Genomic DNA, 14,772 nt, shown 5'->3' with positions numbered 1-14,772 from the left:
TAGTGGCTGCCGTTATTTGTTTTTTGCTTCAATCCACTGGCTCATGTACTTGCTCGCTGTCAGTGTTTGATGCCACAACAAGCTTTGCATAAATAAACCGTTTCTATGCGTGTTAAGCGACTGTTTTAAACCAGTGATTTTTTCAATTAACGGCACTTCTGGCTGTTCGCTTTCAAATGAGCTAAGTATTGTCGCCGTTAAGTTACTAGCGCTATCCCACGTAGACTTATCATTGTGAAGTGCCACAGCTTGTCTGACGTAGTCTTGAATAACCGCTGCGTCAGTTGTATTCGCGCTACAAAGCGCACCAGGCCATTGCGCTAGCTGCTTTGTAGCATCGATTTCCTGTATATTGCTATTAGCAATGATTGAGCTGGTTGAGGTGATACCTTCTGCGCCTATCCACGTGGTGATACTAGGTGTAGCGCAGCGCATCGCATCAATTAGTTTGCCTTTAGTGCCTGCGCCAAATCGTAAAGGAGCAATCAGCACCTTTGCGCTCAACATTATAGATTCCACATTTTCGGCCCAACCTTTTACCAAATAGCCTTGTTTTTCGTTGTGCAGTTGGGTGGCCTTTTTAGGCGGGTAAGCGCCGTATATGTGCAATTCTGCTTTAGGTAGCGCTTTTCTTATCTCAGGCCATATGCTTTGCTTTAGTTGCAGGACCGCGTCCCAATTAGGCGCATGGCGAAAGTTTCCAATATGAACAAAGTGCGCTCTTTCCTCAAAAGGAAGCGTGACGAGGGGCGTTTTTCCTACAACAAGAGGGTGGTATTGGAGCTGCGCTCTAGGTACACCGTAATGTTCCGTCAAAAGCGCCATTTCTCGTTTTGAAATTACTAATGTAAGGTCGCTTCTTAGTATTGCTGCAACTTCTCTTTGCGCCAATTCGCTATTTAACTGAGCAAGGCGAGCATCATTGTCCTGTTTTACCGCTTCGTGTCTAGCCTGACGCAGGCTGTGCAAATCTTCAGTGTTTAAAACTCGAAGTGCATCTGGGCACGCTTCTTTTACTCGCCAAGAAAATTGCTCTTCTGTCATGTAGCGGTCGAATATAACAACGTCAGGCTTTATATGTGCTATTTGGCTATCAAAAGAACTACAATTCAATGCCACAGAATGCACATCAACGCCTAATGCTGTAAGGTCTTCTTTATGGTCGCTATCGGTGGCAGCGGTCAGAAATGTCACATTGAAATCGGCAGATAAGCAACGCTTAATAATAGCTAACATATTTTGGCCCGCGGCCGAAGAATTTGGCTCAGGCCACACATAACCGATAACAGCGACATTTAACATGGATGGATTACAACTTTTGCTTTAAGAATTTTGCCATCAAGGGCATAGTGAATAGTATGTAAATACTACCATAAATTTGAATTGGTCATTACAAAAGCAAGTGTTCCTTAGAAAATCTAATTCTTATAGGTAATTACCCTAAGTTTTTCTGTGTATTAGAATTATTTGTATGTAAAAAGGGGCAAAAAGCTATAATACAGGCCTTCCAGAGATGCGCTGAATACACGAGGGCAGTGCGTATCAGCGGCGTTGCGTGAATTGTTGATGTTCAGCGTAAAGCAAGATTTTCAAATTGAAAATGAGCCCCGCGGTATCACGGCTTATGAAGGATTCAGGTTAACTTAATGATTAGTAAAGAAATCATACTTTTTTACTAGTTGATATTTATTGACCAACTACATTTTTGTGCCTATACCTTAATGGACACAAGGCGAATGGAGGTGCCTTCAACGCTATATTGACAAAGGCGGCATGAAAGAGAGTGCACGAATGAATTTAGATGAATTAGTTTCGAAAGCGGAAAACCTCTTTGTTTTACCTGATTCGGTAACTCGACTTAAAGCTTGTATGGATGATGAAGCTTCAAGCATTGACGACATCGGCGATATTATTGCTTTCGATCCGTCATTGGCAACGCAATTGCTAAGAGTAGCAAACTCAGCGCTCTATCGTTTTCCTAATAAAATAGACACCGTCACAAGAGCCATCCAGGTAGTGGGGACCCGCTCCACTTACGACTTGGCACTGGCTTATGGCGTAAGCCAAGCATTCAGTGATGTAGACGGTCAACGTATCGATCTCGACAAGTTTTGGGAGCAAAGTGTATCGTGCGGTCTCCTGGCAAAATACTTTGCCGATATGCGCAATATTCGTGAGCCTGAGCGACTCTTTGTTTCGGGGCTGCTTCACAACATAGGCGAGCTGGTAACCGTTTCGGTTTTGCCTGAGTCGGCAACCCGTTGTCAGGCATTCAACACCAGAGTAAGTCCTGCTGAACTTCAATTTGGAGTGCTAGGGTTCACGTATGCGGAATTATCGGCAAGATTAATTGAAAAGTGGGATATTCCAAGCTCTATTTATACGCCAATTGCCAGTATCCACAAAGAAGAGGAGGAGTCTGCTTCTACAGATGAGAAGATTCTACAACTCTCGTATGTGTTGGCACTCGATAACGTTAACCCTGAGATCTACCCGAGTTATCACAACTTAAAGCCAGAATTGCATGAGGCATTGTCGCTTAATCGCGAAGATTTAGAAGACGCGCTAGATATAACCAATCTGCAGTGTATTTCGGTGATTTCCTTGTTTAACCCTAACGCGTTTATGTTGTATTAATGTAACGTTTATAACGTGCTTTTCGAAATGCCGTAGCGATCAGTCGAAAATCGCTACGGTTTGTCTACTGATGGCAATCACTTCATTATCCTTATCCCAAATCGTCGCTTCAGTATGGCCATAACCATCTGCAGCTTGTCTTGTGTGAGCCTTATAAGCAAACCAGTCTGTCGGGCTTACCGGCTTGTGAGGATGGATAAATTCCAAGTTCCAACTTACTGTACTGGCTGGTGCCGGAAGCTTCATCATTTGTAAAAGTGTAGGTGGCCATGCGTCGATCATAGTAATAATATGTGCATCAGTGATGGCTTCGGGGGGCTGCTTGAAGCGCATAAAGCCGTGATAATGGCTGGTTTTTCTGCGCGTAAATGGAATGCCGCCATCTTCAATTGCCAAATCAAAATAGCGTAAGAATTTAGGCGTAACTTTAGGTATTTGCGGGATGAACTTTGCTTTATTCGGCTGAGGCATGTCGTGTGTATCTGTATTCTCAACTTGAATACCTGACTGACGCGCAACACCAAAACAGGCTTGCGAAAAAACACAGCTTTTGCCGTCTTGAATAGCATGAGCAGTGAACTGAGAGACATTTTTCCCTGTTCTAAGTAGCGTTACTTCGATAGAAAAAGGCGTTTCAAGAGATAGGGGACCAACAAAGTTAGTGGTAAAAGAGCGCAGCACGCGGTTATCAGTGACTTGCTGCTTTACTGCGGTGTAAAGCATACCGGCAGAAATTCCTCCAAATGCAGTTCGTCCCTGTCCCCACGTCTTAGGGATAACTAGTCCATCAACTTTCCATGTGTTTTCCGAAGTTTGAGATAATTGAGGAATATTGAGCAATTCATCTACTGTCATATTTGCTTGTCTGGTCTGATGAGTTAAGTGTTTGTCATCGTACCTTAAGCGCTATAGAACGAAAAGCCTCAGTTAGAAATTTTCGTTATGTTAACAAATAAGTAACAATTAGTTGTTTATTTTTTGCCTAATGCATAGACTGGGCTATTGTCACTTAAAAGGACTGTTATGGCCCATACTCACGTTGAAGGTATTCCCTCTGCAGATGCAGGAGCATCTAGAAGTTACCGGAATTACGTTCTATTCATATTAACCTTGGTGTATGCCTTTAACTTTATAGACAGGCAAATCATTGGGATTTTATCTCCTTTTATCAAAGCTGATTTGGGGTTAGATGACGCCCAACTTGGGTGGCTTAAAGGCATCTACTTTGCGCTACTTTATACCGTGATGGGGATCCCAATTGCATGGCTTGCCGACAGGTACAGCCGCGTTAATATCATTGCGATCTCTCTAACGCTTTGGAGTGGTTTTACCGCTGCATCTGGGTTAGCTGCCAATTACATGCAGCTTGCCATAGCACGTATTGGTGTCGGCATTGGTGAAGCGGGTGGTAGTCCACCGTCCCACAGTATTATTTCTGACTTATTCCCTAAAGAAAAACGCGCGGGCGCGCTCGCAATATACTCTTTAGGTATTCCTTTTGGCGTCATGCTTGCGTTTTTTGCATCAGCGTTCTTTTTACAGGGCGGTTCTGCCGACTGGCGAACGGTAATGTACAGCGTGGGTATTCCAGGGGTGTTACTGGCTATTTTGCTTAAGCTCACAGTCAAGGAACCTGCCAGAACGGTCTCTTTACCAAGCGCAGATGATGCGAATAAGCCGAGTGTAAAGTCGTCCCTCAAGATGCTATTGAAAATTCCGACGTGGTGGGGAATGGCACTGGGTATTTCCTTTGGATCATTCGGTAACTATGCCATATCGACATGGGTAATTGATTACTACGTTCGCGCCTTTGCGGGTTTAGATATTACACAGTTGCTAATCGTTTTTGGCATTATCAATGGCACCGCCTATGCGCTCGGTGTATGGCTAGGAGGCTATATTGCTGATAGATGGGGTAAGCACAATAAAAAAGCTTATGCGTTATTGCCCGCGATCGCACTTATTATTGGTGTGCCGGCATTTTATGCATCGTTACAAGTGCAAGATTTGTGGTTATCAGTAGGGCTCATGGCGCTGTTGTTATTCACCAGTGGTTCATACCTAGGCCCAAGTTTTGCGATGGCACAGACACTAGCTCCAATAAACGTAAGAGCTATGTCGACAGCGTTGTTCTTCTTTGTATTGAACATCATTGCTCTGGGCGGTGGCCCAACGCTGACTGGTATTATTAGCCAAGCATTGGTGCCATCTTTAGGCGAGACAGAGGCATTAAGACAGGCACTCATCTACCTAGTAGTTCCTTACGCGCTTTCTATTGCCGTGTTCTTATGGACGAGCACGAAGATTGTAAAAGATTGGGAAATGGCAGAAGCCAGAGGCTTGTAGTATTATCGAACTTTCATGCTAAGGGGCTGATTTAAAGCCCCTTTGTTGTTTAAGTATAAAGGAGTGTATTGGTGACGTCGTCAGAGTTGAGTTTTCATTTTGCCCATGCAAATGGATTTCCGGCAGGTAGTTATAATGCGATGTTTTCAGCGTTACCTGATCACTTTCACCGTCTTCATGTTGAGCGCTTCGGACACGATCCTCAGCTTCCTGTGAATGGTAACTGGCGCAATCAAGTTCAAGAACTAATCAAGCACATAAAAAAAGAGAACAAGGATCCGCGAGGCGTGTATGGTATTGGGCATTCATTTGGTGCAGTCATCACCTATATGGCGGCTTGCGAAGCGCCAGAGCTGTTCAGAGGCATTATTTTATTTGATCCTCCGCTCGTAGTTGGCCCTTTGAGTTACTTTTTTAAATTCGCGAAACACACGCCGTTAATTAACAAGCTAACGCCAGCGAAACTCGCGCAAACACGCAATACCAGTTGGCCAAGCAATACTGATTTGGTGGCGTACTTTCACAGCAAAGCATTGTTTAGAGATATGGATAAACGATGCGTGCGCGACTATGTAAAATCTGTAACCGCCTTGAAGGGGGACAATATTTCACTCACATTTCGTGCAGAAGTAGAAGCAGATTTGTTTCGCAATGTTCCGCACAATTTGGGTAAATATAAAGGAAAGCTTAAGTGTCCGGCCGTATTGGCGACTGGAAGCAAAAGTAACGTGTGTAAGCCAGAAATGTACTCGCGGCTTCTGAAGCATAATGCTATTGAGCATAGCGTGCTCGATGGTGGGCATATGTTTCCACTAGAACACCCTGAGCAGGTAGCGAGCTTTATTGAGCGTACTTTAACGCAGTGGAGTAATGAGGCGAATTAAACATTACGTAGATTGATTTAAGCGTTTTAACGCCAAAATCAATCTCGCCATAACATTAGGATAAATGAGTTAGTCGTGCTTTCTAGGCTTGCTTAGTCCACCCACGGGCTGACCTAACATTTCTCGCGTCACCAGTACCACGCCTTTTTCAGATACGCGGAATCCACGAGCCTTGTCTTGCTCGTGATCGTAACCAATTGTAGTACCTTCAGGAATGACACAACCTCGATCAATAATCACCTTTTTCAGCTTACAATGGCGTTTAATTTCCACATCAGGAAGAATAACGGCGTCCTCAATAAGGCCATAGGAATGTACGCGTACATTGGAAAAGCAAATAGATGAACGAAGTGTAGAGCCTGAAATTATACAGCCCCCAGAAACTACGGAGTTAATCGCTTCACCACGTCTGTCGTGGTCTTCCCAAACAAATTTTGCTGGTGGCAGTTGCTCTTGGTATGTCCATATGGGCCATTTTCTATCGTAGAGGTTCAATTGAGGTACAGGAGCAACCATTTCCATATTGGCTTCCCAAAATGAATCGATAGTACCTACATCGCGCCAATAGGCGTTGTCTCCGCCACTTTTCTCAAAAGGATAAGCGTATACAGGGTGGTCGGCGATGATTGATGGAATGATGTCTTTCCCGAAGTCTCGCTGCGAGCCCATATTTTCAGCATCAACACGTAATTGCTCGAATAAAAACTCTGTATCAAACACGTAATTGCCCATAGATGCTAAGCAGCGCGTTGGGTCATTAGGAAGTGGAGTCGGGTTAGCTGGCTTCTCTTCAAATCCGTTAATACGATAGTTTTCATCAACCGACATAACGCCAAACGCACCCGCGGCTTCTTCCAAGGGCACTGACATACATGAAACCGTCATTTTTGCACCAGATTCTTTGTGCTTGGCCAACATATCACCGTAGTCCATACGGTATATGTGGTCGCCCGAAAGGATCATGACATATTTTGGAAGCTCATCACGAATGATATCTATGTTTTGGAAGACCGCGTCTGCGGTTCCTTCATACCAACTGTCGGAGAAACGTTGAGAAGCAGGTAGGATTTCTACAGATTCGCCAAGTTCTTTTTTAAAATGACCCCAACCTCTGACGAGATGACGAATGAGTGAATGGGACTTATATTGAGTAACCACGCCTATTCGACGGATACCTGAATTAACACAATTTGAAAGCGGAAAATCAATTATTCTAAATTTACCGCCGAAATAAAGTGCCGGTTTGGCTCGCCAATTTGTGAGCTCGTGTAGTCTAGAACCTTTACCACCCGCGAGGATGAGCGCATATGTATCGCGAGTAAGGTTACTGATGTAACGAGAACTTTGATCTGCCATTTCCTATAAACTCCTGTAATAAAGCGACAACTGTGTATCGATAGAAATATAAAAAGAAAACGAAGTGTTGCGATTGACTGCGCTATGCATGATAGGCCTGATTGAACAGGCTTTCTTGATAACCTAAATCCATATTACACAAGATAATTTAGAATGACAGCGCGATTTTCATGCTTTGTGATGAAATGGTAAATGTTTTTAAAAAATTGTAGGTCGGGGGGCTCTCGCCCTTACAGAGACACCCACCCTAATTCCCTTAATCTCATCCAATGGCATTCAACCGTTGCTCTTACAAAGACACCCACCCTTATCTCTTATTATTAAGCTGGAATAGGCTTCTTGAATTAAAGTATTAGCATGACACCCATCGCTACTATGAGTTAGTTACTTAGTAAATTTGACGATAAAAAAGTTAGTGAGACATACAATTCAATTTCATCATGCGCATCCAGAAAAGACCCTCGATCAAAGCAAGTCACTGTGTAGACACCCATTTTTAAACTGTAGAAAGTTAGTCTACACTTTGCTCGATAAACGAAGTGGTTACTTCATGCATCATAAGGTTTTATTGCTGAGTGTCCTTTCTCGGTAACGCAAAAGAGAAGGCTCAATAATAGTTATGTTGAGTATAAATTTGCTTTCAACTGCGTTAAACATGACGGGATGGGTGTCTATCTAACAGTAAAATGAGCAAGAAAGATCTTTAAGTGACAAGTGTTAATTAAATGTTATATTTGAAGAGTCAATTCTTTTATGGAGTCTCAGATGGGAGCGTTAAAAAAACTCTTAATGGTCGTAGGTGTTGTTATCGTATTATTTGTCGCAACAAGCTTTTTTATTCCTAAAGATTACAGCGTTGAAAGAACAATTAATATTGATGCTCAGCCATCAGAAATATATCCCTATGTCGTTGATTTGAAAGAGTGGAAGAAATGGGGCGTATGGTTCAAGCGTGATCCTGATATGAAACTTGATTATTCAGGGCCTGATAGGGCTATTGGGATGCGTTCCGAGTGGTTAAGTGAAACCGAGGGAAATGGAGAAATGGAGATTACTCAACTAGAGCATAACAGACGTGTGATGTACCGATTATATTTTCCCGATTTTGACATGGGTTCATCGGGCGTCGTAGAAATTGAGCCCACAGAAAATGGTTCTCTTGTAACCTGGAGAGATGAAGGCTCGGTAGACAATAACCCTATAAACAAATATTTTGCTTTGATGATGGACAGCATGATTGGTCCGGATTTCGAAATGGGCCTAGAAAATCTTAAAATACTCGCTGAAAACGCTGGGTAGGGCATATAATTTTCTGATCTGACTGAATAAGTGCACCGTATATGTTCAATCGAATTGCGGTGCATGCTTATCTTCCATGAAACAAAAAAGTTTACTTATTACAGGCCTTTCGCTTAATAAACTAGCCGACCTACTGATCTCTACTAAAACAACCTTGACCGCACTTCTTATTAGCATTGGCGCACCAGTTTGGATGATAGGCTGGCTGGTTCCAATTAGAGAGTCGGGCGCGCTTCTGCCTCAAGTACTTATTAGCATTTATCTTCGAAAACATACTCAGCGGCACTTGGTTTGGCGTGTCGGTATGCTCACACAAACGCTTTCAGTTTTCTGTATGCTGATCGCGGCCATTTCATTTTCGGGGGGCTTGGCGGGTACCTTGATACTTATTTCGCTTGTCTTCCTGAGCCTGGGTCGCTCTGCCTGTTCTCTTACCGTGAAAGATATGGAGGCTGATGTAGCTAAGAAAGGTGAGCGGGGTAACCTAATCGGAATTGCATCTACCGTTTCAGGCATGGTCACCCTTGTTATCGCTATACCTTTGGCAATTTATGACGGCTCTCTTTCTTCGAACGTACTGCTGATAGTCTTGTGCGTAAGTCTTTTATCATTTGTTTTGACCCTTATATGTGTATGGCCTGTTAAAACGACGGTAGATGTGGGTGATAAAGAGGAGAAAGCGTTTAGTATTGACTTCGACGCCACGGTTTACAAATTCATTTTGGTAAGAGGGCTTTTCGTTCACTCAGCCTTGGTTGCGCCTTATTTCATGATAGAAAAAAATGGCGATGTAAAAGAGCTGCTTCCTATTTATATAGGAGCCGAAGCAACTGCTGCTCTTCTATCATCAATAATTTGGGGAAAGATTGCAGACAAAAGCGCAAAGTTAACACTTCAAATTTCAGGGTTACTCGCAATAATTTCATGCATTGGTTTGCTTACATTGCAAACGACGACAATTGTAACCTCTGCACTGTTGTTTTTCTTGTTATCGGTATCCCATGCTGGCGTAAGAACCGGACGGAAAACATATAGTTTAGATGTTAAAGAAGGTCATGAAAGAACAGAGCTGGTTGGCTTCTCAAACACGGCTATAGGTATGATTTTATTAGCATTCGGTGCACTTTACGCTGCATTAACCCCTGTTTTAACCTTTTCAGTGGTTTATATTATGGCTGGTATGCTGTTACTGGCAATTATCACTACTGTTATCTTACCTGACGAAAAGTAGAATGGTTTAGTCAAAGCATATCGCTGCCGAAGATATTTTGGCCATTCGCTTTCTTTTAGTATTTGCTTGGAACTTCCGCATAGATGAACCGTCTCCTGCCGCAACTGAAAACACGTTTTCGAAATCACTGATAATGTGATGCCAATGATGTTGGCATACACCAAGAGGTTTTACATGTTGAATAGGTCTCGTTTGAGCGGCTGTCGAATCGGTGTCGCGCAACAGTTCGATTGACTGGTTAAGAAGATCGCAATAGTCATTCAACGTTAAATCTAAGCCGCGAGTGTTTCTACATCGTTGGTGGCTTTTTAATGGCATTAACCCTTTTATTGTCTTTTTTGTGAAATACTCGTGTTCAATCTTTTATTAATGCTTGTGTGATATGAGTCTTGTAAGTCCGTTGCGACCTTTGCGCGTATAGGGTTTAAGTCAACATATGCCATACATGACAGTAGAGCTTTTTCTGTTAGCAATGCTTGTGAACGGAAGCGACCTTCCCAAAATCTGCCAGTACAATCGTCCTCTTCGTTTGCTTTTCTCGCAATATACTCGTTTAAATTTCTCATAAACCAGCTTATGTCGTAGAGCCTTTTTCTGTACACATCAGCAGTACTTTTAACTGTCTCATACTCACTTTCGCTCAAGATTTCGCCCTTCATAAACTTTTGAGTGAGTACGGTTCCTTTGTGCATTTTATGCCATTGATGTAACACAGTTTGTAATGACCATGAGAGCGCTGCCTCTTTATTCACGCATAAAACGATATGGACATGGTTACTCATAACAGCGTAAGCACAAATATCTATCGCGAATACCCGGCTCAAAAATAACAGCCGTTGTTCTACCCACGATTTTCGATGCTCGTAACTAATTCTATTGTTTCGGTCGTACCCGCATAAGTAGCTACGGCGCACGCAGCGAGATATACAATGATAGTAGGGTGTATCTTTTAAACTAATGAGGGATTTTCTGCTTTGAGCCATGTTAGATAAATGCAAGGTAATTAGTCATTGTGTGACCTTAGCATTGTGAACATTGAGTTGTGACCTGACCGATGGACTTGTTTTGTTTGAGAAGAGACACCCAACGTAAGACTTTTCGCTGAAAAGTAATGAATATTTGAAGAGACATCCATTGCAAAGCGAACTAGCTGAGCGTGAAAGAATGTATTTTTGAGTTTGTGCCTATAAACTTATAAAGACACCCATTACATAAACGGTGATTTAAAGTGAAACTTCACAATTAGGGTGGGTGTCTTTCTTAGAGGGGGCGCATTGCCGCATCCCCCATCAGTTTTTTTATTTTGCTAGAAGCGCATTAGCTGCTTTCGACACGGGAGAGCGGCCTAAAAGTTCTGAAATGTAAGAAGACGCTTTTAACAACTTCGTCATGTCTATACCTGTTGATATACCCATACCGTTCAACATATATAGGACGTCTTCAGTTGCAACATTCCCACTTGCACCTTTGGCATACGGGCAGCCTCCAAGTCCTGCAACAGCTGAATCAATGGAAGAGATGCCATATCCAAGGGCAGTGTATAAATTCACTAGCGCTTGTCCATAAGTATCATGGAAATGGGCGGCAACTTTGCTGACATTAATCTCTTTCAATACGTCATCTAATAGCAATTTTGTAGACATTGGTGTGCCTACGCCGATAGTATCGCCAAGGGATACTTCGTAACACCCCATGTCAATAAGTTCTTTACTCACCTGTGTAACGGCACTAGGTGAAATTTCACCTTCATAAGGACACCCCATTACGCATGAAACGTAGCCCCTCACTTTGATTTTGTTTTCGCTTGCCAGGTCAAACACAGCCTCGAAACGCTTTAAGCTCTCGCTTATAGAGCAGTTAATGTTCTTTTGTGAAAAGGATTCAGAGGCAGCACCGAATACTGCAACCTCTTTCGCACCCGCTTCAATGGCTGCTTCCAAGCCCTTAAGGTTGGGTGTCAATGCAGAATAATGAATCTTGTCTTCGGGGCTAAGCGCCTTAAAAACCGCATCCGAGTTCGCCATTTGGGGCACCCATTTGGGCGATACAAAGCTTCCTGCTTCGATACGGTTAAGGCCAGTTTTAGAAAGAAGTTGAATAAGTTCAATCTTTTGTTCGGCGCTTAAGGCCTGCTTTTCATTCTGAAGGCCATCTCGAGGACCTACTTCAACAATACTCACTTCTTTAGGAAACATCACATCAAACCTCGGCAGCTTCTTTAGTGGAGAACGCCAACAGTGTTGCGCCACCGTCAACTAGTTCACCGGGATTGAAAAAGAACTCTTCTACTGCACCATCGTGCGGGGCAATGATGCTGTGCTCCATTTTCATCGCTTCCATAACAAGTATAGGCTCGCCTTTTTTGACCAACGAACCCTTTTCGACCAAATGCGCCACTATGGTTCCGTTCATCGGGGCACTGAAATTAGCGTCGCCATTATCATCGTTATCATCACCAAGAGATGCTGAGATTAGGGTGAACTTAGCATGGGTGTCTTTGTTGAAGAGTGTAAACACGCCATCATTATCTGAAAACGTAAATGTTGATTTGTACCCATTAATCGTTGCTTGCAAAGCACTATCTACCAGCTTGCCTTTAACGTTATAGGAATTGTCTCCAACAGATAGCTCCCAAGCATCTTCAGTTCCGTGACGCTGGTGTTTGACCCCAACATGCACTTCTTCTTGGTTGCAAAGCAATGTAAGAGTTTCTGTGTGATTTGCGTTAGCGCGCCACGCACCGGCGGTTGACCACACAGATGGGGTTTTATCGCTTCTAGAAACTTTTCTATTTAAAAGTGAAAGCAATGCCATCACAGGAATGTTTACTTGGGTGTCATCGCTAGCTGCATCATTACTTGTCGCGCTAAACAACGAATCATGGTGTTTCTCCACAAACGTAGTTGTAAGCTCAGCGGCAACGAACGCAGGGTGTGTAGCCACACGCTTTAAGAAGTCGATGTTTGTGCTTACACCGTCAATATAGTAGTCACCCAATGCACTAATTAGGCGTTTGAGCGCTATCTCACGGTTCTCTCCCCAAACCACGAGCTTAGCAATCATAGGGTCGTAAAAAACGCTTACTTCATCACCTTCAACGACACCTGTGTCAACGCGAACTACGTCGTTTTCTTTTGGCGTACGTAAAAGGCACAGCGTGCCAGTAGAAGGCAAAAACTCGTTGTTTGGATCTTCAGCATAAATGCGCGCTTCGAATGCGTGTCCTGTTAAGGTGAGTTCATTTTGTTCTTTGGGAAGGGGCTTTCCTTCGGCAATAGTTAATTGCCAGTGAACCAAATCCTCTCGGGTGATCATTTCTGTCACAGGATGCTCTACTTGCAAGCGTGTATTCATTTCCATGAAGTAAAATGAATCGTCTTCATCAAGTAAAAACTCAACCGTTCCCGCACCTACGTAGTTAATGGCTTTCGCCGCGAGTATCGCCGCTTCACCCATTTTTTCTCTCACTGACTGAGGCATATTGGGGGCAGGGGCTTCTTCAATAATCTTTTGGTGTCGGCGTTGAACTGAACAATCACGTTCAAAAAGGTATACGCCGTTGCCATGGGTGTCACAGAAAACTTGAATTTCAACATGACGAGGGCGCGTCAGGTACTTTTCAACCAGCATGTGGTCGTCACCAAAGCTCGCCATAGATTCACGTTTGGCTGCGTTTAATGCTTGAGAAAACTCTTTTTCACTCCAAACTTGGCGCATGCCTTTACCGCCACCGCCAGCAGCGGCTTTTAATAGGACTGGGTAGCCCATATCATCGGCAGCGCCTTTCAATACCGCTTCACTTTGATCGTCGCCGTGATAGCCTGGGACCAAAGGAACACCAGCTTTTTCCATAATGTGTTTGGCGGCAGACTTAGAACCCATCGCTTCAATTGCAGATGCTGGTGGGCCTACAAAGATAATATTGTTTTTGGCACATAGATTCGCAAAGTCAGCATTTTCTGAGAGAAAGCCGTAGCCTGGGTGGATAGCGTCTACACCAAGCTCCTTTGCTTTTTCAATGATCAACTCGCCTCGTAAATAACTTTCCTTCGACGGAGATGGCCCTAGATAAACAGCTTCATCAGCCATTTGTACATGAAGGGCATTTTTGTCGGCGTCAGAGTAAACGGCTACCGTCTTTATACCTTGAGTGTTGGCTGTCTTTATAACGCGGCATGCAATTTCACCACGGTTTGCAATTAGTAATTTATTTATCATTCTTAACCTCCACCCATGAAGCACTGCGCTTTTCTAAAAAGGCTGCCAAACCTTCTTGACCTTCTTCAGATGTCCTAACTTGTGCGATAAGTTTGCTCGTCTTTGTGAGAAGGGCATCGTTAATCTCTTGCGTAGACACCCATTGCACTAAGTCTTTTGCTTTCGCCACTGCTTGGGGGCCGTTTTTCAGTATGTTTGATAAAATATTGTCGATAGTGCTATCGAGTTCGTCTTCTGTTACTGATTCGCTCAAAAGTCCAAGTCGTCTTGCTCTGCGCGCAGAAAATACTTCAGCGGTCTGGAAGTAGCGTCGGCATACTCGTGCGCCCATTGCTTCAACAACGTAAGGGCTGATAGTTGCTGGAATAAGGCCAATTTTAACTTCACTTAAGCAAAATTTACTGAGCTTGCTTCCAATAGCAATATCGCAACATGCAATTAAACCAACAGCACCGCCAAAAGCTGCACCTTGTACTCTTGCTATCGTGGGCTTCGGCATTTTGTAAAGCGTCTGCAGCATGGTTGCTAATGCAAGTGCATCACTTTCATTTTGCGCTTCGGTATAACTGGCCATTTTTTTCATCCAGTTAAGATCGGCTCCTGCACTGAAACTTTTGCCTTCAGCTCTCAGGATTAGTGCCCTAACGCTTTTATCTTCCCCCGCTTTTTTAAAAACGCGAGTAAGCTCGTTTATCATTTCGTCGTCAAAGGCATTATGTTTTTCAGCTCTGTTTAAAGTAACAGTGGCAATGTTTCTTTCATCTACGCTGTAAATCACTGATTGTTCCATTACCTGCACTC

The 14,772-nt window shown here is 43.4% G+C and carries 11 protein-coding genes and 1 pseudogene; 5 read left to right on the top strand and 7 right to left on the bottom strand.

Features of this window, described 5'->3' with window-relative positions; all coding sequences use genetic code 11:
• Nucleotides 1–12: 12 nt before the first annotated feature.
• Nucleotides 13–1,302, bottom strand: a complete 1,290-nt coding sequence (locus KUL49_RS02645) for a glycosyltransferase (protein WP_131136218.1) — start codon at nucleotides 1,300–1,302, stop codon at nucleotides 13–15.
• 489 nt (nucleotides 1,303–1,791) lie between these two features.
• Here KUL49_RS02645 and KUL49_RS02640 point away from each other — a divergent pair, with 489 nt between their 5' ends.
• A complete protein-coding gene (locus KUL49_RS02640) occupies nucleotides 1,792–2,637 on the top strand; it encodes an HDOD domain-containing protein (RefSeq protein WP_014976262.1) in 846 nt (281 codons plus the stop codon).
• A 39-nt stretch (nucleotides 2,638–2,676) separates the two neighbouring features.
• Here KUL49_RS02640 and KUL49_RS02635 read toward each other — a convergent pair whose 3' ends face one another.
• On the bottom strand, nucleotides 2,677–3,492 hold the full coding sequence (locus KUL49_RS02635; protein ID WP_014949149.1) for an acyl-CoA thioesterase II: 816 nt from the start codon (nucleotides 3,490–3,492) through the stop codon (nucleotides 2,677–2,679).
• Between the two features lie 168 nt (nucleotides 3,493–3,660).
• Between KUL49_RS02635 and KUL49_RS02630 the strand changes: the two genes are divergently transcribed.
• Both KUL49_RS02630 and KUL49_RS02625 read left to right on the top strand, forming a co-directional pair.
• Nucleotides 3,661–4,983, top strand: a complete 1,323-nt coding sequence (locus tag KUL49_RS02630; protein WP_131136217.1) for an MFS transporter — start codon at nucleotides 3,661–3,663, stop codon at nucleotides 4,981–4,983.
• 71 nt (nucleotides 4,984–5,054) lie between these two features.
• Nucleotides 5,055–5,867 carry an alpha/beta fold hydrolase gene (locus KUL49_RS02625; RefSeq protein ID WP_131136216.1) on the top strand — a complete coding sequence of 271 codons (813 nt, stop codon included), beginning with the start codon at nucleotides 5,055–5,057 and terminating at the stop codon, nucleotides 5,865–5,867.
• Between the two features lie 69 nt (nucleotides 5,868–5,936).
• On the opposite strand, the gene glgC is transcribed toward KUL49_RS02625, so the two are convergent.
• Complete coding sequence (glgC, locus tag KUL49_RS02620) at nucleotides 5,937–7,223, bottom strand: glucose-1-phosphate adenylyltransferase (RefSeq protein WP_014976266.1); 1,287 nt, start codon at nucleotides 7,221–7,223, stop codon at nucleotides 5,937–5,939.
• A gap of 765 nt (nucleotides 7,224–7,988) precedes the next feature.
• Between glgC and KUL49_RS02615 the strand changes: the two genes are divergently transcribed.
• Both KUL49_RS02615 and KUL49_RS02610 read left to right on the top strand, forming a co-directional pair.
• Nucleotides 7,989–8,522: an SRPBCC family protein gene (locus KUL49_RS02615; RefSeq protein WP_014976267.1), complete on the top strand. Its 534-nt coding sequence runs from the start codon at nucleotides 7,989–7,991 to the stop codon at nucleotides 8,520–8,522.
• A 76-nt stretch (nucleotides 8,523–8,598) separates the two neighbouring features.
• On the top strand, nucleotides 8,599–9,753 hold the full coding sequence (locus KUL49_RS02610) for an MFS transporter (protein WP_131136215.1): 1,155 nt from the start codon (nucleotides 8,599–8,601) through the stop codon (nucleotides 9,751–9,753).
• Between the two features lie 6 nt (nucleotides 9,754–9,759).
• Here KUL49_RS02610 and KUL49_RS21435 read toward each other — a convergent pair.
• The 4 genes and pseudogenes from KUL49_RS21435 to KUL49_RS02590 all read right to left on the bottom strand — a co-directional run bounded on the left by KUL49_RS21435 (nucleotide 9,760) and on the right by KUL49_RS02590 (nucleotide 14,761).
• Nucleotides 9,760–10,736: pseudogene (locus KUL49_RS21435) on the bottom strand (hypothetical protein).
• Between the two features lie 315 nt (nucleotides 10,737–11,051).
• Nucleotides 11,052–11,948 carry a hydroxymethylglutaryl-CoA lyase gene (locus tag KUL49_RS02600; RefSeq protein WP_131136305.1) on the bottom strand — a complete coding sequence of 299 codons (897 nt, stop codon included), beginning with the start codon at nucleotides 11,946–11,948 and terminating at the stop codon, nucleotides 11,052–11,054.
• A 4-nt stretch (nucleotides 11,949–11,952) separates the two neighbouring features.
• Nucleotides 11,953–13,971 (bottom strand): acetyl/propionyl/methylcrotonyl-CoA carboxylase subunit alpha, encoded by a 2,019-nt coding sequence (locus KUL49_RS02595; protein ID WP_131136214.1) that lies wholly within the window; start codon nucleotides 13,969–13,971, stop codon nucleotides 11,953–11,955.
• Complete coding sequence (locus KUL49_RS02590) at nucleotides 13,961–14,761, bottom strand: enoyl-CoA hydratase/isomerase family protein (RefSeq protein ID WP_131136213.1); 801 nt, start codon at nucleotides 14,759–14,761, stop codon at nucleotides 13,961–13,963. The genes KUL49_RS02595 and KUL49_RS02590 overlap by 11 nt, the downstream gene beginning before the upstream one ends.
• Between the last annotated feature and the right edge of the window lie 11 nt (nucleotides 14,762–14,772).

The organism is Alteromonas sp. KUL17, from assembly GCF_006538305.1.
GTDB classification, from domain to species: Bacteria; Pseudomonadota; Gammaproteobacteria; order Enterobacterales; family Alteromonadaceae; genus Alteromonas; species Alteromonas macleodii.
This window is presented reverse-complemented; position numbering and strand designations above follow the sequence as displayed.

Excerpts from the sequence above, each read along its gene's own strand:
- KUL49_RS02645 (WP_131136218.1), bottom strand. The coding sequence starts at position 1,302 with ATGTTAAATGTCGCTGTTATCGGTTATGTGTGGCCTGAGCCAAATTCT.
- KUL49_RS02640 (WP_014976262.1), top strand. The coding sequence starts at position 1,792 with ATGAATTTAGATGAATTAGTTTCGAAAGCGGAAAACCTCTTTGTTTTA.
- KUL49_RS02635 (WP_014949149.1), bottom strand. The coding sequence starts at position 3,492 with ATGACAGTAGATGAATTGCTCAATATTCCTCAATTATCTCAAACTTCG.
- KUL49_RS02630 (WP_131136217.1), top strand. The coding sequence starts at position 3,661 with ATGGCCCATACTCACGTTGAAGGTATTCCCTCTGCAGATGCAGGAGCA.
- glgC (WP_014976266.1), bottom strand. The coding sequence starts at position 7,223 with ATGGCAGATCAAAGTTCTCGTTACATCAGTAACCTTACTCGCGATACA.
- KUL49_RS02615 (WP_014976267.1), top strand. The coding sequence starts at position 7,989 with ATGGGAGCGTTAAAAAAACTCTTAATGGTCGTAGGTGTTGTTATCGTA.
- KUL49_RS02610 (WP_131136215.1), top strand. The coding sequence starts at position 8,599 with ATGAAACAAAAAAGTTTACTTATTACAGGCCTTTCGCTTAATAAACTA.
- KUL49_RS02600 (WP_131136305.1), bottom strand. The coding sequence starts at position 11,948 with ATGTTTCCTAAAGAAGTGAGTATTGTTGAAGTAGGTCCTCGAGATGGC.
- KUL49_RS02595 (WP_131136214.1), bottom strand. The coding sequence starts at position 13,971 with ATGATAAATAAATTACTAATTGCAAACCGTGGTGAAATTGCATGCCGC.
- KUL49_RS02590 (WP_131136213.1), bottom strand. The coding sequence starts at position 14,761 with ATGGAACAATCAGTGATTTACAGCGTAGATGAAAGAAACATTGCCACT.